Source organism: Dechloromonas sp. CZR5, from assembly GCF_008711155.1.
In the GTDB taxonomy this organism is placed as follows: domain Bacteria; phylum Pseudomonadota; class Gammaproteobacteria; order Burkholderiales; family Rhodocyclaceae; genus Azonexus.
Window position 1 is genome coordinate 42,800 of record NZ_VUYQ01000004.1, and the last position, 21,658, is coordinate 64,457.

At 63.7% G+C, this 21,658-nt stretch carries 20 protein-coding genes and 1 tRNA gene; 13 read left to right on the forward strand and 8 right to left on the reverse strand.

Annotation, left to right across the window (positions count from 1 at the left end; translation table 11 throughout):
- Window positions 1-7: 7 nt before the first annotated feature.
- From F1002_RS12290 to F1002_RS12300, 3 genes are read left to right on the forward strand one after another with little or no spacing between them, the layout of a single operon-like run.
- Window positions 8-3,124 carry an efflux RND transporter permease subunit gene (locus F1002_RS12290; RefSeq protein WP_150429344.1) on the forward strand — a complete coding sequence of 1,039 codons (3,117 nt, stop codon included), beginning with the start codon at window positions 8-10 and terminating at the stop codon, window positions 3,122-3,124.
- 19 nt (window positions 3,125-3,143) lie between these two features.
- On the forward strand, window positions 3,144-3,518 hold the full coding sequence (locus F1002_RS12295; RefSeq protein WP_150429345.1) for a hypothetical protein: 375 nt from the start codon (window positions 3,144-3,146) through the stop codon (window positions 3,516-3,518).
- A gap of 25 nt (window positions 3,519-3,543) precedes the next feature.
- Window positions 3,544-4,011 (forward strand): DUF411 domain-containing protein, encoded by a 468-nt coding sequence (locus F1002_RS12300; protein ID WP_191090388.1) that lies wholly within the window; start codon window positions 3,544-3,546, stop codon window positions 4,009-4,011.
- Here F1002_RS12300 and queA read toward each other — a convergent pair.
- The 4 genes from queA to cobA all read right to left on the reverse strand — a co-directional run bounded on the left by queA (window position 4,008) and on the right by cobA (window position 6,395).
- Window positions 4,008-5,057 (reverse strand): tRNA preQ1(34) S-adenosylmethionine ribosyltransferase-isomerase QueA, encoded by a 1,050-nt coding sequence (queA, locus tag F1002_RS12305; RefSeq protein WP_150429346.1) that lies wholly within the window; start codon window positions 5,055-5,057, stop codon window positions 4,008-4,010. The genes F1002_RS12300 and queA overlap by 4 nt on opposite strands.
- 68 nt (window positions 5,058-5,125) lie before the next feature.
- Window positions 5,126-5,210 (reverse strand) — tRNA-Leu (locus tag F1002_RS12310).
- Window positions 5,211-5,235: 25 nt separating this feature from the next.
- On the reverse strand, window positions 5,236-5,634 hold the full coding sequence (locus F1002_RS12315; protein WP_150429347.1) for a Rap1a/Tai family immunity protein: 399 nt from the start codon (window positions 5,632-5,634) through the stop codon (window positions 5,236-5,238).
- Window positions 5,631-6,395, reverse strand: a complete 765-nt coding sequence (gene cobA, locus F1002_RS12320) for a uroporphyrinogen-III C-methyltransferase (RefSeq protein WP_150429348.1) — start codon at window positions 6,393-6,395, stop codon at window positions 5,631-5,633. Before cobA ends, F1002_RS12315 begins: the two co-directional genes overlap by 4 nt.
- A gap of 260 nt (window positions 6,396-6,655) precedes the next feature.
- Here cobA and F1002_RS12325 point away from each other — a divergent pair, with 260 nt between their 5' ends.
- The 10 genes from F1002_RS12325 (at window position 6,656) to infA (ending at window position 13,790) form a co-directional block, all read left to right on the forward strand.
- Window positions 6,656-8,341, forward strand: coding sequence for a cytochrome D1 domain-containing protein (locus tag F1002_RS12325; RefSeq protein WP_150429349.1), 1,686 nt, complete (start codon window positions 6,656-6,658; stop codon window positions 8,339-8,341).
- Between the two features lie 127 nt (window positions 8,342-8,468).
- Window positions 8,469-9,302, forward strand: a complete 834-nt coding sequence (locus F1002_RS12330) for an ethylbenzene dehydrogenase-related protein (RefSeq protein WP_150429350.1) — start codon at window positions 8,469-8,471, stop codon at window positions 9,300-9,302.
- Window positions 9,303-9,369: 67 nt separating this feature from the next.
- Window positions 9,370-9,663, forward strand: coding sequence for a plastocyanin/azurin family copper-binding protein (locus F1002_RS12335; RefSeq protein ID WP_255584485.1), 294 nt, complete (start codon window positions 9,370-9,372; stop codon window positions 9,661-9,663).
- Complete coding sequence (locus tag F1002_RS12340) at window positions 9,650-9,967, forward strand: cytochrome c (protein ID WP_191090389.1); 318 nt, start codon at window positions 9,650-9,652, stop codon at window positions 9,965-9,967. Before F1002_RS12335 ends, F1002_RS12340 begins: the two co-directional genes overlap by 14 nt.
- A gap of 17 nt (window positions 9,968-9,984) precedes the next feature.
- Window positions 9,985-11,148, forward strand: coding sequence for a cytochrome D1 domain-containing protein (locus tag F1002_RS12345; RefSeq protein ID WP_150429353.1), 1,164 nt, complete (start codon window positions 9,985-9,987; stop codon window positions 11,146-11,148).
- Window positions 11,148-12,116 (forward strand): Lrp/AsnC family transcriptional regulator, encoded by a 969-nt coding sequence (locus tag F1002_RS12350; RefSeq protein ID WP_150429354.1) that lies wholly within the window; start codon window positions 11,148-11,150, stop codon window positions 12,114-12,116. Before F1002_RS12345 ends, F1002_RS12350 begins: the two co-directional genes overlap by 1 nt.
- The gene (locus tag F1002_RS12355) at window positions 12,109-12,567 is read left to right on the forward strand and encodes an Lrp/AsnC family transcriptional regulator (RefSeq protein WP_150429355.1); all 459 of its coding nucleotides are present in this window, start codon (window positions 12,109-12,111) and stop codon (window positions 12,565-12,567) included. The genes F1002_RS12350 and F1002_RS12355 overlap by 8 nt, the downstream gene beginning before the upstream one ends.
- Window positions 12,564-13,043, forward strand: a complete 480-nt coding sequence (locus tag F1002_RS12360; RefSeq protein WP_150429356.1) for an AsnC family transcriptional regulator — start codon at window positions 12,564-12,566, stop codon at window positions 13,041-13,043. Before F1002_RS12355 ends, F1002_RS12360 begins: the two co-directional genes overlap by 4 nt.
- A gap of 200 nt (window positions 13,044-13,243) precedes the next feature.
- Window positions 13,244-13,447, forward strand: a complete 204-nt coding sequence (locus F1002_RS12365; RefSeq protein WP_150429357.1) for a cold-shock protein — start codon at window positions 13,244-13,246, stop codon at window positions 13,445-13,447.
- A gap of 85 nt (window positions 13,448-13,532) precedes the next feature.
- Window positions 13,533-13,790: a translation initiation factor IF-1 gene (gene infA, locus F1002_RS12370; protein ID WP_150429358.1), complete on the forward strand. Its 258-nt coding sequence runs from the start codon at window positions 13,533-13,535 to the stop codon at window positions 13,788-13,790.
- A gap of 87 nt (window positions 13,791-13,877) precedes the next feature.
- Here the strand turns inward: infA and cphA (F1002_RS12375) are convergent, their stop codons facing one another.
- From cphA (F1002_RS12375) to F1002_RS12390, 4 genes are all read right to left on the reverse strand, one after another.
- Window positions 13,878-16,451 carry a cyanophycin synthetase gene (gene cphA / locus F1002_RS12375; RefSeq protein WP_150429359.1) on the reverse strand — a complete coding sequence of 858 codons (2,574 nt, stop codon included), beginning with the start codon at window positions 16,449-16,451 and terminating at the stop codon, window positions 13,878-13,880.
- A gap of 16 nt (window positions 16,452-16,467) precedes the next feature.
- Window positions 16,468-18,714 carry a cyanophycin synthetase gene (cphA, locus tag F1002_RS12380; RefSeq protein WP_150429360.1) on the reverse strand — a complete coding sequence of 749 codons (2,247 nt, stop codon included), beginning with the start codon at window positions 18,712-18,714 and terminating at the stop codon, window positions 16,468-16,470.
- Between the two features lie 118 nt (window positions 18,715-18,832).
- Window positions 18,833-19,303: a DUF1854 domain-containing protein gene (locus F1002_RS12385; RefSeq protein ID WP_150429361.1), complete on the reverse strand. Its 471-nt coding sequence runs from the start codon at window positions 19,301-19,303 to the stop codon at window positions 18,833-18,835.
- 12 nt (window positions 19,304-19,315) lie between these two features.
- Window positions 19,316-21,598 (reverse strand): ABC transporter ATP-binding protein, encoded by a 2,283-nt coding sequence (locus F1002_RS12390; RefSeq protein WP_223879582.1) that lies wholly within the window; start codon window positions 21,596-21,598, stop codon window positions 19,316-19,318.
- Between the last annotated feature and the right edge of the window lie 60 nt (window positions 21,599-21,658).

Consider the following 21,658-nt stretch of genomic DNA (forward strand, 5'->3'; position numbering starts at 1 on the left):
GCACAGCATGTTTCAGTGGCTTGTCGAAAAAAGTCTGGGTAGCCGGCTCTTCGTGCTGGTGGCGGCTACCGCGTTGATGATCTGGGGCGCCGTGCAGGCGACGCGCTTGCCGGTCGACGTCTTTCCCGATCTCAACAAGCCGACGGTGACGGTGATGACCGAAGCCGGCGGCATGGCGCCCGAGGAAGTCGAGCAGTTGATCAGCTTTCCGCTCGAGACGGCAATGAGCGGCTTGCCGGGGATTGCGACGGTGCGCTCGATTTCGAGTGCCGGCCTGTCCTTCGTCTATCTCACGTTCGACTGGAGCGTCGATGTCTATCGCGCCCGGCAGATGGTGACCGAGCGGCTGGCGGCGATGGAATCCGCGTTGCCGCCGGGCAGCGTTCCGCGCATGGGGCCGGTGTCGTCGATCATGGGCGAGATCATGCTGGTCGCCATTCCCATTCGTGGAGAGGGGGCCGATCCCAAGGCGGCGCGGGAATACGCCGACTGGGTGCTGCGGCCGCGCCTGATGGCGATTGCCGGCGTGTCGCAGGTCATTCCGATCGGGGGCGAAGTCCGGCAGTTCCAGGTGCAGCCGGATACGCGGCGGATGATGGAACTGGGCGTCGGCCTCGACCAGATCGAGGCGGCGGTACGCGGTTTTGCCGCCAATACCTCGGGTGGCTTTCTCGAACTGAACGGGCGCGAATACCTGATCCGTCACCTCGGGCGCAGCGCACGGCTGGAGGATCTGAAGAACCTCGCGCTCACGGCGCGGAACGGGCAGCCCATCCTGCTGCGCCAGGTCGCCGATGTCGGCTTCGCTGCCGCGATCAAGCGCGGCGACGGCGGCTTCGACGACGGGCGCGACGGCAGCCCGGCGGTGATCCTCAGCATCCAGAAACAGCCGACGGCGGATACGGTGGAACTGACGCGGCGCATCGAGTCGGCGCTGGTCGATCTCAAGAGCAGCGTGCCGGCCGGCCTGAGCGCCCCGCAGGTGATCTTCCGCCAGGCCGACTTCATCGAGGCATCGCTCGGCAACCTGCAGCTCAAGCTGTTGATGGCCGCCTGCTTCGTCGCCGGCGTGCTGTTCTTCTTCCTCGGTAATCTGCGGACGATGCTGATTTCGCTGACGGCGATCCCGCTCTCTATCCTGACCGCCATCCTGGTCTTCAAATGGTTCGGCTTGTCGATCAACACCATGACCCTGGGCGGGTTGGCGATCGCCATCGGCGAGCTGGTGGACGATGCCGTCGTCGATGTCGAGAACATCCTGCGCCGCCTGCGCGAAAAGGCGGCCAGCGGCCAGCCCTACTCGGTGCGCGAAACGGTGATCGCCGCCTCGCTCGAGGTGCGCACCGCCATCGTCTATGCGACGCTGATCATCGCCCTGGTGTTCGTGCCGCTCTTCGCCCTGCCCGGTATCGAGGGGCGCCTGTTCGTGCCGCTCGGCATTGCCTACATCGTCGCCATCCTGGCTTCGCTGGCGGTGTCGGTGCTGGTGACGCCGGTGCTGTCGAGCTATCTGTTGCCGGCGCTGGTGCGCCACGACCATGGCGAGACGCGCCTGGTCGTCCGTCTCAAGGCCGCCTACCGGCAGGCTCTGGAGCGTGTGCTGGCGGCACCGCGCCTGCCAGTGGCGGCAGCCGGCATCGCCGTCGTGCTGGCAACGCTCGCCGTACCTTTCTTCCCGACCACCTTCCTGCCGCCGTTCAACGAAGGCTCGATCACCCTCGGCCTGCGCCTCAATCCGGGTGCCACGCTGTCCGAATCGATCCGCGTCGCCACGGCGGCCGAACAGGCGCTGCGTGGCCTGCCCGAGATCGAGCACATGGGTCGGCGTACCGGGCGGGCCGAACTCGACGAACATGCCGAGGGTGTGCATGTCACCGAGTTCGAGATCAAGCTCAAACCGGACGGACGACCCAAGGAAGCGGTCTACGCCGACATCCGCCAGCGGCTCAAGGAGTTGCCGGCCAGCCTGAGCCTGGGCCAGCCCATCGCGCACCGTATCGACCACATGCTATCGGGGGTGCGGGCGCAGATCGCCATCAAGATCGTCGGCGAGGACCTCGACACGCTGCGCGCCCAGGCCGGCCTGCTGCGCGAACGGCTGGCCAGGATACCGGGCCTCGCCGACCTGGAGATCGAGAAGCAGGTGCTGGCGCCGCAGATCAAGGTACGCGTCGATTTCGACGCGGCGGCGCGCTACGGCATCTCGACGGCGCAGCTGACGCGCACGCTGCAGACCCTGGTCGATGGCGAGAAGGTGACGCAGATCGTCGAGGGCAACCGACGTTTCGATCTGGTCGTCCGCTTGCCGGAGGCGGCCCGTTCGCTCGACGGGCTGGCCAACCTGCTGGTCGAGACGCCGGCCGGTCGCGTCCCGCTGTCCCGGCTGGCCAGCATCGAGGATGCCGACGGGCCGAACCAGATCACCCGCGACGATGGCCGGCGGCGCATCGTCATCTCGGCCAATGCTCAAGGCAGGGCGCTGTCCGAGGTGGTGGCCGACCTGCGTGCCGTCGTGGCGGATTTCTCATTGCCTGAGGGCTATTTCGTGACCCTGGGCGGCCAGTTTCAGGCGCAGGAGGAGGCAGCGCGCTTGATCGCCGTGCTCGCCCTCGGTTCGGCGGCCTTGATCTTCATGGTCCTCTTCAGCCGCTACCGCTCGGCGGTGCTGGCCGCGCTGATCATGGCCAACGTGCCACTGGCGCTGGTCGGCAGCGTCATCGGCCTGTGGCTGTCCGGCCAGCCCCTGTCGGTTGCTGCGCTGATCGGCTTCATCACGTTGGCCGGTATCGCCACCCGCAACGGCATCCTGAAGATCAGCCACTACCTGAATCTGATGCGCTTCGAAGGCGAGACCTTCGGCGTGCCGATGATCGTGCGCGGTTCGCTGGAGCGCCTGACGCCGGTGCTGATGACCGCGCTGGTTGCTGCCTTCGCGCTGGCGCCGCTGCTCTTCGAGGCCGAACAGCCGGGTACCGAGATCCTGCATCCGGTGGCCGTCGTCATTTTTTCCGGGCTGATCAGCTCGACCCTGCTCGATACCTTTGTCACGCCAGCCCTGTTCTGGCTCTTTGGCCGGCCGGCCGCACAGCGTCTGCTGGCGGCCAACGACGGCGAAAATTTCTAAACCGTAATAGGAGAAACCCATGAAAGCCATTGTTGCCATCGTCGTTGCCGGTTTGCTGCAGCTGTCGTCATCGGCTGTTCTGGCGCATGCCGAGCACGGCCAGCCACAGTTCGGCGGCGTTGTCGCCGAGGCCGGCGAGGCTCAATTCGAGATTGTTGGCAAGGGCGGCAAGATCGTTGTCCATGCAACGAGTCACGGCACTCCGGTCGATACGGCGGGGGCGAAGGCCAAGCTGTCCGTGCTGGCTGGCGGGGCGAAAAGCGAACTGACGCTGGCCCCGGTCGCCCCCAATCGCCTCGAAGCGGCAGGTAGCCTGGCGAGCGGCGCCAAGCTGCTGATCCTGGTCGAGTGGCCCGGCCGCAAGCCCCTGCAGGGCCGTGCCGTGGCCCCTTGATGCGAATTTCGGGAAAGGAAATGCGATGAGTTCATCACTGTCGGCGCGCCGTCGCCTGTTGTTGTCACTGCTGCTTACCGCCGCTGTTCCCGGATGGGCGGCGCCGGCCGCTCCCCGGGTCGAAGTCTGGAAAAGTCCGTATTGCGGCTGTTGCAAGGATTGGGTCGCGCATCTCGAAAAAGAGGGCTTCACGGTTCAGGTCCATGAGGTCGGCGATCTGGACGGTGCCCGCCGCAGGCTGGGGATGCCCGAGCGCTATGCCTCCTGTCATACCGCACGGGTCGGCGATTACCTGCTCGAAGGCCATGTTCCGGCGGCCGACATCCGTCGCCTGCTCGCCGAACGGCCGGCCGGCCTCGGCTTGGCGGTACCGGGCATGCCGGTCGGTTCGCCGGGCATGGACGGCCCGGCCTATCGCGGCCGGCGCGATCCCTACGAGGTGCTGCTCGTCCGCCGGGACGGGGGCGCGAACGTGTTCGCCAACTACCGTTAGGCGGCGTCCGGCGCCTTTTCGAGCAGCATCGCGTCGCCGTAGCTGAAGAAGCGATAGCGGTCGGCGACCGCGTGGGCGTAGGCGGCGCGGATCGCGTCGTAACCGGCAAAGGCCGATACCAGCATCATCAGCGTCGATTTCGGCAGGTGGAAGTTGGTGATCAGCCGGTCGACGACCTTGAAGCGGTAGCCCGGCGTGATGAAGATGTCGGTTTCCGCCCCGCCGACACGCACCGTGCCGTCGGCGTTGCCGGCCGACTCAAGGGCGCGCAGGCTGGTCGTGCCGATGGCGATGACACGGCCGCCGGCGGCGCGGGTCGCGGCGACGGCCTCGGCGGTTGCCGCCGGAATTTCGAAGCGTTCGCTGTGCATCCGGTGGTCGGCAATTTTTTCCACGCGCATCGGGCGATAGGTACCGGCGCCGACATGCAGGGTCAGGAAAGCGGTATGGATACCCTGCCCGCGCAGCAATTCGAGCATGTTTTCGTCGAAATGCAGCCCGGCGGTGGGAGCGGCCACGGCGCCCGGTTCGCGGGCATAGACCGTCTGGTAGCGCGCCTCGTCGGCGCCTTCGGCCGGGTGTTCGATGTACGGCGGCAGCGGCAGCTTGCCGTATTGTTCGGCGAGTTCCCAGAAATCGCCGCCATCGCTCAGTTCGAGGGCGAAAAAGTCGTCGTCGGCGCCAGCCCGGCCGGTCATCGTGACCGTGAAGGCATCGGCCAGGATCATCTTGCTGCCCGGCTTGGGCGCCTTGCTGGCGCGAATCTGGCAGATCGCGTGCGTTGCGTCGACGATGCGCTCGAGCATGATTTCAACGCGTCCGCCGCTTTCCTTGAGGCCGAAGAAACGGGCCTTGATCACGCGGGTGTCGTTGAAGACGAGCAGGTCGCCCGGCTGCAGCAGCGACGGCAAGTCGGCGAAGCGGCGGTCGACATGCGTGGAGCCATCCACATGCAACAGGCGGCTGCCCGTGCGTTCGGCGGCGGGGTGCTGGGCGATCAGTTCGGGGGGGAGGTGGAAGTCGAAGTCGTCGACAGTCATCGACATGGTGCTGTCCAATCACGAAGAACAAACAAAAACGGCCTTCCTGACGGAAAGCCGCTTTGTTTTGAAACTGGTGCCCCGGGCCAGACTCGAACTGGCACACCTTTCGGCGGCGGATTTTGAATCCGCTGCGTCTACCGATTCCGCCACCGGGGCGAGTGGAGGCCGGATTATCCCTGAATCACTTCTTCGATTCAAGCGATTCCGTACATGGGAAAGCTTTTGCAAGGGCTCCGGCAACCAGCGTTGCGGTGCTCATGGTGGTGTTCGGCGGCACACGCTCGACATGAATGACGACGGCGCGGACGAGACGCATCGACAAATCCGGGTCGTTGGGCAGGCAGAAGGCATTGAGCTTCATGCCGACCTGCCCGGCCAGGTAATCGCTGACTGCGTAGCCGTCGGCAAAACCGGCGACGTAGGCAATGCAGCGGGCGCTGCGTATCGACTGAAGAGGGTCGCTGTTTTTCTGCTTGGCATACAGCTCTTCGGCGGCCTGGCAGTCGCCGCGTAATTCGTCCGGCGTGTAGGCGTAGGCGGAGGCCGAAAACAGCGCTACCAGCAAGAACAGGTATTTCATCGCTTCTCGAACCAGCTGAGCTTTTCATGCAGCCCGACGACACTGCCGACCACGATCAGCGCCGGCGGCTTGATGCCGGACTCGGCTATGCGGTGCGGCAGGGTGCCCAGCGTTGCCAGTACGGTCTTCTGGTCAGCCTGGGTGCCGTTACGGATGACCGCCGCCGGTGTCATCGAGGGCAGGCCGTAATGCATCATCTGCTTGCAGATTTCCTCGGCAGCGCCGATGCCCATGTAGAAAACGACGGTCTGGTTGGGGCGGGCCAGCGCGCTCCAGTCGAGATTGACCGTTCCATCCTTGAGATGGCCGGTGACGAAGGTCACGGCTTGCGCGTGATCGCGATGCGTCAGCGGAAAACCGGAGTAGGCCGCACAGCCGGCTGCTGCCGTGACGCCGGGTACGACCTCGAAGGGAATGCCGGAGGCAACCAGTGTTTCCAGCTCTTCGCCGCCTCGGCCGAAAATGAAGGGATCGCCCCCCTTGAGGCGGACGACGGACAGTCCTTCACGGGCGAGGGTGACCAGCAACTGGTTGATGTCGCCCTGCGGCATGGTGTGCTTGGAGGATTCCTTGCCAGCGTAGATGACGCGGGCATCGGAACGGGCCAGGTCCATGATGCCGTTGCCGACCAGGTGGTCATAGACGAGGACATCGGCCTGTGCGATGACGCGGGCAGCCTTGATGGTCAGGAGATCGGGGTCGCCTGGTCCAGCACCGACGAGCCAGACTTTCCCGCCTTGTAATTGCGATGAATTATTCATGGTTTTTCTCTTCCTTTGGGCGGGCATCCTAATGCGGTCGTTCGCACCTGCCAATAGCGTGGATCAAGGAATTGAGTAAATATAGTTCAAAAGTTGTAGTTAAATAGTTACTAGTGATTACATGGCGTTGAATGTATGAGATTTCTTATGGAAAAAAGATTGATGAGTATCAAGGATGCGGGAGGCGCTCAAGCGCAACCTAGCGGACATCGCGTTTGGGGAACAAGGACGCGACCCGTTTTCGTTCTAGGAGAGGAAAGATGAAAAAAACTGTTGTGGGGATGCTTGCACTGACTGCCATGGCTGCCGCCATGGGTTCCGCCTTTGCCCAGGAGGCCGCCAAGGCTGCTCCGGCAATGACGGCAGCCGAGAAGGAGCAGGCCAAGAAGATTTACTTCGAGCGTTGCGCCGGCTGCCACGGCGTGCTGCGCAAGGGCGCCACCGGCAAGAACCTTGAGCCGCACTGGTCCAAGAAGGACAAGGACGGCAACGTCACCGAAGGCGGTACGCTCAAGCTCGGTCAGCAGCGTCTGGAAAAGATCATCGGCTACGGTACCGACGGTGGCATGGTGAACTTCGACGACATCCTGACCAAGGAAGAAATCACCCTGATGTCGAAGTACATCCAGAACACCCCCGACGTTCCGCCAGAGTACAGCTTCAAGGACACGATGGATTCCTGGAAGGTCATCGTTCCGGTCGACCAGCGTCCGAAGAAGCAGATGAACAACTTCAACCTGAACAACATGTTCTCGGTCACCCTGCGTGACACCGGTGAAGTTGCCCTGATCGACGGCGATACCAAGGAAATCCGCTCCATCGTCAAGACCGGCTATGCGGTTCACATCTCCCGCCTCTCCGCTTCCGGCCGTTATGTATACGTGATCGGTCGCGACGGTCGTCTGAGCCTGATCGACCTGTGGATGGAAAAGCCGGCTGTCGTGGCTGAAGTCAAGATCGGCTTCGATGCACGCTCGGTCGATACCTCCAAGTTCAAGGGCTTCGAAGACAAGTACGCTGTCGCCGGTTCCTACTGGCCGCCCCAGTACGTGATCATGGACGGCGATACGCTGAAGCCGCGCAAGGTCGTTTCCACCCGTGGCATGACCGTCGATGGCGAATACCATCCGGAACCGCGCGTTGCCTCCATCGTCGCTTCGTTCATCAAGCCGGAGTGGGTTATCAACATCAAGGAAACCGGCCAGATTCTGTTGGTCGATTATTCCGACATCGAAAACCTCAAGACGACCACTGTCGGTTCCGCCAAGTTCCTGCACGACGGCGGCTGGGATGCTTCCAAGCGCTACTTCCTGGTGGCGGCCAACGCCTCCAACAAGATCGCCGCGGTCGACACCAAGACCGGCAAGCTGGCTGCCCTGGTCGATACCGCCAAGATTCCGCACCCGGGTCGCGGCGCCAACTTCGTCCATCCGAAGTTCGGTCCGGTCTGGGCAACGGGTCACCTCGGTGCCGATGTCGTGACCTTGATCTCGACGCCGTCCGACGACAAGAAGTTTGCCAAGTACAAGGAATACAACTGGAAGGTCGTTCAGGAAATGAAGCACGTTCCGGGCAACCTGTTCGTCAAGACCCATCCGAAGTCCAAGCACTTCTGGGCCGACGCGCCGCAGAACCCGGACAAGGATCTGGCCGAGTCGGTTGCCGTCTGGGATATGGCCGACCTGTCCAAGCCGAAGGCTATCCTGAACGTCGCCAAGGATTCCGGCCTGCCGCCGACCAAGGCTGTCAAGCGCGCTGTCCATCCGGAATACTCGGCTGACGGCAAGGAAGTCTGGATCTCCCTGTGGGGCGGCAAGACCGACCAGTCCGCCGTTGTGGTCTATGATGACGCTACGCTGAAGGTCAAGAAGGTCATCACCGATCCGAAGATGATCACGCCGACCGGTAAGTTCAACGTCTACAACACCCAGCACGACATCTATTGATCGACTGTTGATTGTTTGATTTGAGGCAAAGCTACGGGGGCGCAAGCCCCCGTAGCATATGAAGCAGCACAAAACGAAGCTGTTTTGATTTAGCCGAATTCGTATCACTTTTGTGGAGATGACCACGATGAACAAGCATTTCGTTTCCCTGGCAGTCGCCGGTGCCTTCATGGCGCTGGGTTCGCAAGCGGCGATTGCCGCGCCGGACTGGGCCAAGGTGGGCAAGAGCACGATTCACGTATTCCATCCGGGTGCTGCGCCGCTCGAGTGGCTGCAGGGCAAGGGCGAACACAGCGGCGCCAGCGGCCTGAAAAAGGGTGAAAGCTGCGCCGGCTGCCACGTTGAGGACGGCAAGCTGTCGCTCGATCTCAAGCGGTTGGCCAGCAAGGAAATGGAGCCCAAGGGCGCACCGAAGACCATGACCTATCCGGTTACCGTTCAGGCGGCCTTCGATGCTTCCAACCTCTATGTGCGTCTGACCTTCAAGGCACCGACCGGTGGCTTCGATCATTCGGACAAGGAGAACGAGGTCAAGGCGACCATCATGTTCCCGAACGACAAGGTTCCTCTGGCCGATCAGGCGGGCTGCTGGTCGGCTTGCCATGAAGATGCCAAGGGCATGCCGAAGGGCAAGGACAAGACCAAGCATGTGAATGCTGGCGTTATGGATCTGATGCAGTGGAAGAGTAGCGGCAAGTCGGTCGATGGTTTTGTCGCCGACAAGCGCAACATGGAAGGCGGCAAGGCCGGTGCGACCGCCGAGGGTGCCAAGGCAGGCGATACCTACACCGTCACCTTCACCCGTAAGCTGGCCGGCAATGCCGTGCTCGCTCCCGGCAAGGCCGTACCGTTCGGCATCGCCATCCACGCCGACAATGCGGCCGGCCGCTTCCACCACGTCTCCTTCGGCCACACCATCGGTCTCGGTGCCGACGGCGACGTGAAGGCTGCCAAGCAGTAACCTGCCCATGCCATCCGGAAGACCGACTGCTCGATCCGGGTGGCCCTGTCAGGGAGGGGCGCTGGCTGTGCTGGCGCTCCTTTTTTCATCGGCGACTGCCCAAACGACCGTCGATGTGACGATCGAAGGTTACCGTTTCGAGCCGGCCGAGGTCCGTATCCGGGTCGGCGATAGCGTCCGCTGGACGAATCGCGAGAAGCGGACCAGTCATTCCGTCCTTTTCCCGGCCGACAAGGGCCTCGAATCCGAGCGCCTGTTCCCGGACGAGAGCTGGACTCGCCGTTTCGACAAGGCGGGGCGCCATGACTATCATTGCGGTCCGCATCCGGAAATGAAAGGGAGTGTCGTTGTCTCCGAATAAGCTGGCGCTTGCCTTGCTCGCCGTATCGTGCGTCGCCTGGGGATCTGAGCCCAACGCGGCGCGCCAGAAGGAATTGGTGCATCTGGTCCGGCAGGATTGCGGTTCCTGTCACGGGATGAGTTTGAAAGGCGGGCTCGGACCGGCCTTGCTGCCGGAGAACTTGCGCGACAAGCCGGCCGAGGGACTGACTGCAACGATCTATTACGGTCGCCCGGGAACGCCGATGCCGCCGTGGAAGCAGTTCATGTCGGAAGCCGAAGCCGCCTGGATTGTCGATAAACTGATGACTGCCTTTCCCGAATAAGCCCCTGCGAGATCACCATGCGCCTGTTGCTGAGTCTGTTCCTTGTCCTCCTGCTCAATGCCTGTGCCGGCCCACAGTTGCGTGGTACCGGCGATCTGGGCCTGATCATCGAGCGGTCGAGTGGCCACGTCACGCTGGTCAATACGTCCACGCGCCAGCCCTACGCGCGGATTGCCGGCCTGGGCGATCTTTCCCATGCCTCCGCCGTTTATTCGCGGGATGGTCGTTATGCGTTCATTTTCGGCCGTGACGGCGGCCTGACCAAGATCGACCTGCTCGAAGCCAAGATCGTCAAGCGCGTCATCCAGTCGGGCAACGCCATCGGCGGCTCGATTTCGCAGGATGGCCGCATTGTCGTCGCCCAGAACTATTCGCCGGGCGGCATCAAGGCCTTCGATGCCGAGACGCTTGAGTTGCTGTCCGAAGTGCCGGCCGAATACGCGCCGGGCAAATTCTCCAAGGTCGTCGGCCTGGCCGATACGGCAGGCAACAAGTTCGCCTATGCCTTGTTCGAGGGGGGCGAAATCCGGGTGACCGATTTCAGTGACCCGAAGCAGCCCAAGACCCAGCGTTTCCCGGCTGGCAGCCAGCCGTACGACGGTCTGGTAACGCCTGATGGTCGCTATTTCCTGGCCGGTCTGTTCGGCGAGGACGGTGTCGCCATGCTCGACCTCTGGCAGCCGGAAAAGGGCGCCCGCAAAATTCTCGAAAAGTACGGTCGTGGCGAGGAAAAGCTGCCGGTGTTCAAGATGCCGCACCTGCGCGGCTGGTCCGTGGCACAAGGCAAGGCCTACTTGCCGGCAATCGGACGACATGAGGTGCTGGTTGTCGATGTGGCGACCTGGAAGGAAGTGGGGCGGATTCCGGTGCGCGGCCAGCCGGTCTTCGTGATGGCGCGCCCCGACGGGCGGCAGATCTGGGTCAATTTCGCCTTCCCCGACAATGGCAAGATCGACGTGATCGATACGCTGGCGGGCAAGGTCGTGCATAACATGGAGCCGGGCAAGGGCATCCTGCACATGGAGTTTGCGCCGCGTGGCGAGAATATCTGGCTCTCGGCGCGTGACGACAACAAGGTCGTCATCTACAACACCGAGAATTTCACCAAGCAGGGTGAGATCGTGGCCGACAGTCCCTCCGGCATCTTCTTCACCTCGCGCGCCGTACGCATTGGCTTCTGATGGACGATACACTCGACTTTCACCTGCTGAACGATTTTCAACGCGATTTTCCGCTCTGTCCGGCACCTTTCGCCGAATTGGCATCGCGGCTGGGGGTTGCCGAAAAAGTGGTGCTCGGGCGGCTCGACAACCTGCGCCGGGAAGGAAAAATATCCCGGGTGGGCGCGGTCTTCGCACCCAAGCGGATTGGCGCCTCGACGCTGGCGGCCATGGCTGTGCCGCCGGAAAAACTGGCGGCGGTGGCTGCAGCGGTCAACCGCTTCCCTGAGGTCAACCACAACTACGAGCGCGAACATCGCTACAACCTGTGGTTTGTCGTCACCGCAGCCAGCGAGGGGCGCCTGCAGGCGACGCTGGGGGCCATCGAGCAGGCCGCCGGCTACCGCCTGATGCCCCTGCCCTTGCTGGAAGAGTTCCACATCGACCTCGGCTTCTCGCTCGATGGCAAGCGGCAAAAGCGCGAAGTGGCCGCCGTTCCGGTCACACCCGTGCAGCCGATCGGTGAAATCGAGCGTCGCTTGATTTCGGTTCTGCAGGAAGGGTTGCCCATGTTCATCCGGCCTTTCCAGTTGATTGCCAATCGTGTCGGCAGTTCCGAAAGCGACGTGCTGGGCCGCATCAGGGCCTGGCTTGAGGAGGGGGCGATCAAGCGTTTCGGCGTCGTCGTCCGTCACCACGAACTCGGTTTTCGGGCCAACGCCATGCTGGTGCACGACATCCCCGATGATCGGGTCAGCGAATTGGGGCGTGCCCTGGCCGTCGAGCCGGCGGTTACCCTCTGTTATCGGCGGCCACGTTGCCTGCCTGACTGGCCGTACAACCTGTTCTGCATGATCCACGGCAAGGCGCGCGACGAAGTCGAGGCGATCATCGCCAACCTGCGTCAGCGCCATGGCCTGGATGACTGCGCGCACGAAACGCTGTTTTCGCTCACCCGTTTCAAGCAGAACGGGGCGCGCTATGCGTGAGCTCGACGCCATCGATCGCGCGATCATCGATACCTTGCAGGGCGACTTCCCGTTGACCGAGCATCCCTATGCGCAGGCGGCAGAACGTCTTGGCATTGCCGAGGCGGATCTTCTGGCGCGTCTGGAACGGATGCTGGCCGACAAGGTGCTGACGCGTTTCGGCCCGATGTTTCAGATCGAACGCATGGGCGGCGCCTTCGTGCTGGCGGCGCTGGCCGTTCCCGAGGCGCGCTACGAAACAGTGACCGCGCAGGTCAATGCCTTGCCGCAGGTGGCGCACAACTATCGGCGCGAGCACCTGCTCAACATGTGGTTTGTCCTGGCGACCGAGAAGCCTGAGGGGATTGCCGAAGCCATTGCGCAGATCGAGGCGGAGACCGGACTTCCGGTGCATGCCTTTCCCAAGGAACGGGAGTACTTCGTGCAGATGCAACTGGAGGCCCGGGTATGATCGGTGACGACATCGACCGTGCCCTGATCGTGGCCACGCAAGGCGGCCTGCCGCTGGTCGGCGAGCCGTATCGCGCGCTGGGCGAGGAATTGGGCATTTCGGCCAGCGAGGTCATCGAACGGCTCGGGCGGATGCTCGAGAGCGGACTGATCCGGCGGATAGGCGCCGTACCCAATCACTACGCCATCGGCTGGACGGCCAACGGCATGACGGTCTGGGATGTCGACGATGCCGAGGTCGACCGTCTGGGCGGCCTGGTCGGTTCCTTGCCCTTCGTGACCCATTGCTATCGCCGGCCGCGTTCGCTGCCGGCCTGGCCCTACAACCTTTTCGCCATGGTGCACGGCAGTTCGCGGGAGGAGTGCGCGACCAAGGCCCGGGATATCCAGGCCCTGCTCGGCGCCGCCTGCCGGGGTAGCGACATCCTGTATTCGACGCGCATTCTGAAGAAAACCGGCTTGCGTATCGGTGCCTGATTGCCGGCTGGCAAAGGAATTCGTTTGCCATTCAGGCGGATAGCGCGTATTGTGCACCGCAGCGAATTTCAAGTAGTGTTGTTGTCTCGTTGGTTTAGTTCCCGTACTTCTGCGGCGCCATTCCCGCATTCCCACCTCGCCGTCTTGATCTCGCCCCATGCAAGGGGCTATGCCCCGTAACCAACCCGGAGATTCAAGATATGGCACAAGGTACCGTCAAGTGGTTCAACGATTCCAAAGGTTTTGGCTTCATCACCCCGGATGGTGGTGGCGAAGACCTGTTCGCGCATTTCTCGGCCATTCAGTCGCAAGGTTTCAAAACCCTGGCTGAAGGTCAGCGCGTCAGCTTTGAAGTAACCACCGGCCCGAAGGGCAAGCAGGCCAGCAACATCCAGGCTGCCTGATCGCTGGCGCGGACCCGTCCGGCGTCCGCGTCCCTGTGTGGCCCGACCTGCGTCGGGCCGCCTCATTCCCTGAATGGAGGCCGCCATGGCCAAAGAAGAATTGCTCGAGATGCAAGGCGTCGTTGCTGACGTCCTGCCCGACTCCCGCTTTCTCGTTAATCTGGAAAATGGTCACTCGCTGATCGCCTACACCGCCGGCAAGATGCGCAAGCACCACATCCGTATTCTGGCCGGCGACAAAGTGACGCTTGAGTTGTCGCCCTACGATTTGAGCAAGGGCCGGATCACTTTCCGTCACATTGAAGGACGCATGCCGTCGGCACCCAGGGTCAGGCGCGCCTGAGCCGCTTGGGAGAAAAACGGCAACGCGGCACGTCCGCAAAGTGAAAAGCCCGGCCTGCGCCGGGCTTTTTTTCTTCAGAAAGAAAGGTCAGGCCGTTTCGGCGATGCGCCCGGCGATGTGGGCCAGCGCTTCCTCGACCTGATCGATCAGGATCAGGCAGAGGTCGCCCGGCTGCAGGCGCTCCAGCGCCCGATCGATGGCATTGAATTCACCGGTGATTTCGTCGATGCGCTTGGTGCGTCTGGCGCCCTTCAGGCCATCGCGCAACAGGGCGACGACTTCGCCGTCCTCGCGGCCGCGCTGGCAAGCATCCTGGTAAAGGATGGCATCGTCGAAGGCATTGCCCAGAATCTCGGTCTGCTGGCGGATATCCTCGTCGCGCCGGTCGCCGGCACCGCTGATCACCACCGAGCGACGTACGGCCGGCATGCCCTCGACCGCCTGAACCAGGGCCTGCATGGCGTCCGGATTGTGTCCGTAGTCGGCGATCAGCGTGGCACCCTTGTAATCGAATACGTTGAAGCGGCCCGGCGCGGTGGCGGCGTCGCTGATGAAACCGGACAGCGCCTTCTCGATCACCGCCCAGTCCAGACCCAGTGCCCAGCCGGTGGCCGTGGCCGCCATGGCGTTTTCAACCTGGAAGCCGATGCTGCCGTTGCGGGTCAGCGGGATCGCGGAGAACGGAATGCGATAGCTCTTGCGACCCTCCTGGCAGACGATGCCTTCGTCGTTGGCGTAGACGACCCGCTTGTTCTGGGCGCGGTGCGTGGCGAGCACCGGGTTGGCCTTGTCGCGGGCGAAGAAGATGATGTTGCCCGGGCAATGGGCGGCCATGCGCGCGACCTGCGGGTCGGCTGCATTGAGGACGGCCATGCCGTGCGGGGCGACGTTTTCGACGATGACACGCTTGACCACGGCCAGTTCGTCAACGGTGGTGATGTAGTTGAGGCCCAGGTGGTCGCCGATGCCGATATTGGTCACCACGGCGACATCGCACATGTCGAAGCCCAGGCCTTCGCGCAGCACACCGCCACGGGCGGTTTCGAACACGGCAGCATCGACGTCCGGATGCATCAGCACGTTGCGCGCGCTGCGCGGGCCGGAACAATCGCCGTTGTCGATCTGCCGGCCTTCGACATAGACGCCGTCGGTGCTGGTCATGCCGACGCGCTGGCCGTTGGCTTCGAAGATACGGCCGATCAGGCGGCTGGTCGTCGTCTTGCCGTTGGTGCCGGCGATGGCGACGATGGGAATGCGGGCGCTGTCGCCATCCGGGAACATCATGCCGACGATGGCCTTGCCGACGTCGCGGCCCTTGCCGAAGGACGGATCGAGGTGCATGCGCAGGCCGGGCGCGGCATTGACTTCGACGATGCCGCCGCCCTGGTCTTCGAGCGGCTTCAGGATGGTGTCGCACACCACGTCGATGCCGGCGATGTCGAGGCCGACCGTCTGCGCGGCGGCGACGGCGGCGGCGGCGAGGTCGGGATGGACGTCGTCGGTGACGTCGGTGGCGGTGCCGCCGGTCGACAGGTTGGCGTTGTTGCGCAGCACGACGCGGGCACCGCGCTGCGGCACCGAGTCGGCGTTATAGCCTTGCTCGGCGAGGCGGGCGAGGGCAATTTCGTCGAAGCGGATCTTGGTCAGAGACGTGGCATGGCCGTCGGAACGGCGCGGATCGCTATTGACGATATCGACCAGCTCGCGGACCGTGTGCTTGCCGTCGCCGATGACCAGCGGCGGGTCGCGCCGGGCGGCGGCGATCAGTTTGTTGCCGATGACCAGCAGGCGCCAGTCGTGGCCGGGCAGGTACTTCTCGACCATGATGTCGTCGCGGAACTCGATGGCGACGCGATAGGCGCGGCGCACCTGTTCCTCGCTCGTCAGATTGACCGAGATGCCCTTGCCCTGGTTGCCGTCCTGCGGCTTGACGACGACCGGCAGGCCGACTTCCTGGGCGGCTGCCCAGGCGTCGTCCTCGTTCTCGACCGGGCGGCCGTAGGGAACGGCAACGCCGGAGGCGTGCAACAGGTTCTTGGTCAGCTCCTTGTCCTGCGCAATCGACTCGGCAATGGCGCTGGTGAAGCTCGTTTCGGCGGCCTGGATGCGTTTCTGCTTGCTGCCCCAGCCGAACTGGACGAGGCTGCCCTGCGTCAGACGGCGATAGGGAATGCCGCGGGCGACGGCGGCCGCGACGATGGCGCCGGTGGAGGGGCCGAGGCGGATGTCCTCGTCGAGGTCGCGCATTTCCTTCAGCGTACCGTCGAGATCGAAGGGGGTATCGTTCAGTGCGGCCAGGCAGAGCTGCTCGGCGTATTTGAAAGCCAGCCGGCCGACGTCTTCCTCGGAATATTCGACGACGACCTGGTAAATGCCTGCTTCGACAGTCTGCGTCGTGCGGCTGAAGGTAACCGGGCAGCCGGCCTGGGCTTGCAGGCCGAGGGCACAGAATTCGAGGGCGTGGGCCATCGACACCGTGTCGAGGTGGTCGGAGGGAATGAGGTCGCCGAGTTCCGGAAAGCGCTCGCGCAGGCGGGCTTCGAAGCCCGGCAGGTCGGCGATGGCAACTTCGGCGTCGGCGCAGCTGACGATGGCCTGGATGGCGGTGTGGCGGCTCCACAGGTTGGGGCCGCGCAGGGCACGAATGCGGGAAACGTCCATGACGCGATGTTCCTTGTTATTTCTGTAGGGCCGCGCGCAGCGGTTTCTTGGCCTGGATCGGCAACAGGGCTTCCGGCTCCGGCAGGTCGAGGCCGAAGGTCTTGACGCCGGTGGCGATGACTTCCTGGGTCAGGCCCAGCGCCCAGCCGGCGGCGACGGCAGCCAGCACATTGGCGATGTCTTCCGGGTTCTTGCCCTTGCCGATGTGCGGTACGTCGCCGAGGCGGCAGATGCGGGTTTCGTCGGCACCGGTGCGCAGGATGATGCGGCCGTCGGCGACCGTCACGCCACGTTTGCCGGCGGCAAAGTGCTCGGCCAGCTTCAGGCAGGAGGGGTCGGCGGCAAAGAAGATGACCTCGCCGTCGCACAGTTCGGCGAAGTCGGCAACCAGTGGGTCGGCGGCATTGAGCACGGCATAGCCGGCGGGCAGCACGACATCGACCTGGGTCCGATAGATCGAGCGCGGCGTTGTGTAGTACTCGCCGCCGGTGGGCTGCACATCCCAGCGCGATAGGTCTTCGTCGCCGGAGGCGATATTGGTGATGATGCCCACCGAACAGCGGTCGTAAGCCAAGCCCTGGCCGAGGATCACTTCCGGGCCGTTTTCGATGACGGCAGCCTCGATGGCGCGGTTGAGCAGCAGGCGGCGGCCGGCCGACCAGTTGGCGGCATCGCTTTTCTGCACCTGCCGGCGGTTCTGGAACAGGCCGTCGCTGCAGGCCAGTCCGGTATGCGCACCGGACAGGTAGAGCAGGTGAGCAACCAGCTTGGCGACGGCCGTCTTGCCGTGCGTGCCGGAGACGCCGACCAGCGGAATACGGCCGGTCTGGCTGGCGGAGAACAAGTTGTTGACAATCGCCTGGCCGACCGGGCGCGGCTTGCCGACGCCGGGCTTGATGTGCATGAGCAGGCTGGGGCCGGCATTGACTTCGACGATGGCTCCGCCCTGGGCGGCCAGCGGCTTGGAAACGTCCTGGCAGACAAGGTCGATACCAGCGATGTCGAGGCCGACGACGCGGGCTGCCAGCGAGGCAATGGCGGCGGTGTCGGGATGGACTTCGTCGGTGCAGTCGAAGGCATGGTTGGCGTTGCGCTGGATCAGTACCTCGCGCCCGGATTCCGGAATGCCATCGGCCGTCAATTTCTGACGATCCAGTTCCATCTGTGCAGCGGTGTCGATACGGATGATCGACAGGGGGTGCAGTTCGGTCGAGCCACGGCGCGGATCGATATTGATCTGCGTGTCGATCAGTTCCTGGACCGTTTGCTTGCCGTCGCCGGTGACGGTAATCAGGTCGCTGCGATTGGCCGCGATCAGCTTGCCGCCGATGACCAGCAGGCGGTGCTCAATACCCTGGATGGATCGTTCGACGAGTACGCCCGAGCCTTCCTCGACGGCGATCGCATAGGCCTTGCGGACATCGTCGGCAGTGGTCAGGTCGATGAACACGCCACGCCCGTGGTTGCCGTCGGTCGGCTTGACGACGACGGGATAGCCGATGTCCTCGGCGGCGTCGACGGCATCGTTGGCGTCATCGACTTCGCGGCCTTCGGGAACCGGCACGCCGACCGAGGAAATCAGTTCCTTGGTCAGGTCCTTGTCGCGCGAGATGGTTTCGGCGATGGCGCTGGTGCTGTCGGTTTCCGCCGTCCAGATACGGCGCATCGCGGCACCGTAGCCGAGCTGGACGAGATTGCCGTCGTCGAGCAGGCGGATGTGCGGAATCTTGCGCGCTTCGGCCGCGTTGACGATGGCGGCGGTGGACGGGCCGAGGTATTTGCGGTCGACCCTGCGGCGCAGGGGCCTGACGGCTTCGGCGAGATCGAACGGGTCGTCGTGGATGGCAGCAAGCAGCAGTTCGCGGCCGATATCCAGCGCCAGGCGGGTGCATTCCTCATGGAAATTGCTGACCACCAGCTTGTAGACGCCGCGCGTCGTCGTTTCGCGGGTGCGTCCGAAACCGTCCGGCAGGCCGGCGACGGTCATCAGTTCGAGGACGATGTGCTCGAGGATGTGGCCAGCCCAGGTGCCTTCCTTGAGGCGACGCAGGAAGCCTCCGCGCTCGTCGTAGTTGCAGCGATGCTCGACCAGGCCGGGCAGCCAGGCTTCGAGGCGCTCGTACAGGCCAGGAATCTTGTCCGAGGGAAAGTCTTCGAGTTCGCCGATGTCGATCCAGGTCTCGATGCACGGCGGGTAGGTCCAGATGCTCGGCCCCTTGAGCGAGATCGAGTCCTTGAAAACGATGTCTTGTCTTTTTTTCATGTGTTCTGCTTTGGCCGGAGGCCCCGGCGATGATCGCGAGTTATTACGACATTATTAACGCTTTCATGTCGTTTGCGGCTGACCGCCGTGCAAATTTGTCACATATCTGCACGGGCGGTTACAGGAAACGGTCGAGCAGCTTGCGACTATGCTTGTCGAGCGTTGTCAGGTCGCGGACCAGGAACTGGATGCCGTTGGCGTCGGCGATCAGCAGGCGCGTCTGCGACAGGCGGCGGATGTCTTCCTCGCCCTTGAGGATCAGTTCGGTCTGCCCACGGTTGGTCTGCACCTGCCAGGTGCTCGGGCAGGCGAAGCCGGAGACGCCTAGGATGCGTTCGATTTCGGGTACGAACTCGCGGCTGCGCAGGTCGGCTTCGACGATATCGCGCATGGCCGGCGGCAGGTCGGCGACACGATCGACCCAGCCCACTTCGTGGCCTTCGAAATTGATCAGCGACAGGCCTTCGTCAGGGGCGGCGATGGGGAAGGCGCGTACCGGGGTGACGCCCTCGTGGCGGATGCCCTGGGCATCGGTCAGCACCAGACGGCCGAAATTGTCGCAATGCAGCTGGAAATTGAGAGTGGACATGGCTTGCTCGGCTTATTCCGCGTGGGCTTTGGGGAGTACGGGGGCGCGCGGCAGTGTGTCCTCGGTATCGACGTTGCGCGCCTGCGCCATGTACAGCTTGTGGTAGTGGCCCTCGGCCTCCATCAATTGGTCGTGGTTGCCGATTTCGACAATCTTGCCGCGATCCATGACGACCAGCCGGTCGGCCTTGCGCAGCGTGCTCAGGCGGTGGGCGATGGCGATCGTGGTGCGGCCCTTGACCAGATTGTCGAGCGCCCTCTGGATTTCCTTCTCGGTCTCGGTATCGACCGCCGAGGTGGCTTCGTCGAGGATCAGGATGCGCGGATCAATGAGCAGCGCGCGGGCGATCGAGATGCGCTGGCGCTCGCCGCCGGACAGGCCCTGGCCGCGTTCGCCGACCAGCGAATCGTAGCCGTGCGGCAGGCGCAGGATGAACTCGTGGGCGTGCGCGGCGCGGGCGGCGGCGATGATTTCCTGGCGCGTCGCGTTCGGCTTGCCGTAGGCGATGTTGTCGGCGATGGTGCCGAAGAACAGGAAGGGTTCCTGCAGCACCAGACCGATGTGCTGGCGGAATTCGGCCACCGGAACCGAACGCACGTCGGTGCCGTCGATCAGCACCTGGCCTTCGGAGACGTCGTAGAAGCGGCAGATCAGGTTGACCAGCGTCGATTTGCCCGAGCCGGAATGACCGACCAGGCCGATCATCTCGCCCGGCTGGATGACGAGGTCGACATCCTTGGTGACGGCCCTCGTGCCATAGCGGAAACCGGCCTTCTTGAGTTCGATCCGGCCCTTGACGCCGGACAGGTGCACCGGCTTGCTTGGCTCGGGCACGCTGGAGACGTGGTCGAGGATGTCGAAGATACGCTTGGTCGACGAGGCGGCGCGCTGGGTGGCCGAGACGATGCGGCTCATCGAGTCGAGGCGGGTGTAAAAGCGACCGATGTAGGCGAGGAAGGCGGTCAGCACGCCGACCGTGGAGTCGCCCTTGGCGATCTGCCAGATGCCGAAGATCCAGACCACCAGCAGGCCGACTTCGGTGAGCAGCGTGACGGTCGGGGTGAACAGGGACCAGGTCTTGTTCAGCTTGTCGTTCATCGCCAGGTTGTGCTCGTTGGCCGCACGGAAACGGTCGCCCTCGCGCTTTTCCTGGGCAAAGGCCTTGACGACGCGGATGCCGGGAATGGTGTCGGCCAGTACGTTGGTCACTTCGGCCCAGACGCGGTCGATCTTTTCGAAGCCGGTGCGCAGCTTTTCGCGGACGAAATGGATCAGCCAGCCGATGATCGGCAGCGGCAGCAGCGTGACCAGGGCCAGCCACGGGTTGATGGTGAACAGGATGATCGCGGTCATCGTGATCATCAGCACGTCGGTGGCGAAATTGAGCAGGTCGAGCGACAGGAAGATGTTGATGCGGTCGGTTTCGTTGCCGATACGTGCCATCAGGTCGCCGGTGCGCTTGCCGCCGAAATATTCGAGCGACAGGCCGAGCAGGTGCTCATAGGTCTGCGTGCGCAGGTCGCGGCCGATGCGCTCCGACACCAGCGACAGGATATAGGTGCGAATCCAGCCCAGCACCCAGGCCAGGATCGCGGCGCCGAGCAGGCCGCCGAGGTACATCGATACCAGTTCCCAGTCGATCGGCTTGCCGTTCTGGAAGGGGATCAGCACGTTGTCCATCAACGGCATGGTGAGGTAGGGCGGTACCAGCGTCGCGGCCGTCGAGGCGAGGGTCAGTGCAAAGCCCATGAACAACTGCCAGCGATAAGGGCGGGCAAAGCGCCACAGGCGGAACAGCGTCCAGGTCGACGGGGGTACGGTCGATTCCCGGTTGCAGGCCGGACATTCGTCCTCGCCCGGCGGCAGCGGCGTCTTGCACTTGGGGCAGACATCCTCGTCCGGACGGGCGACCGGTTTGCCGGACGCCACGCTGTCGCGGTGCAGGTCGAATTCGGCAATGACGCGCAGCGCGGCCAGGTTGCGGGACAGCGTATAGCGCCAGGTGGCGAGGCGTCCGTTGTCGTCGACCAACTCCAGCATGCCGACGCCGGCATGGTCGTGATGGTCGAGCTTCAGGCCGGCGCGCAGCGGCCATTCGCGCCAGTCCTTGCCGCCGGCATCGCGGGCCAGGAGGCGGCAGTCGGTGACGACGATCAGGCTGTCGGCGAATTTCAGATCATGGTCGAGGTTGGTTTCCAGGCAGGCCTGGACCTCTTCGCCGGCGCCCAGGCGGGATTCCACGTCGGCCGCCCAGCGGCCGGGGATGACCGGCTCGCTGCCGGTATTGTTTTGCACGTTCGAAGTCATCGAAAAAGTATACCGCGTATGGTTCTACCCTGTTAACGGCCGGACCGG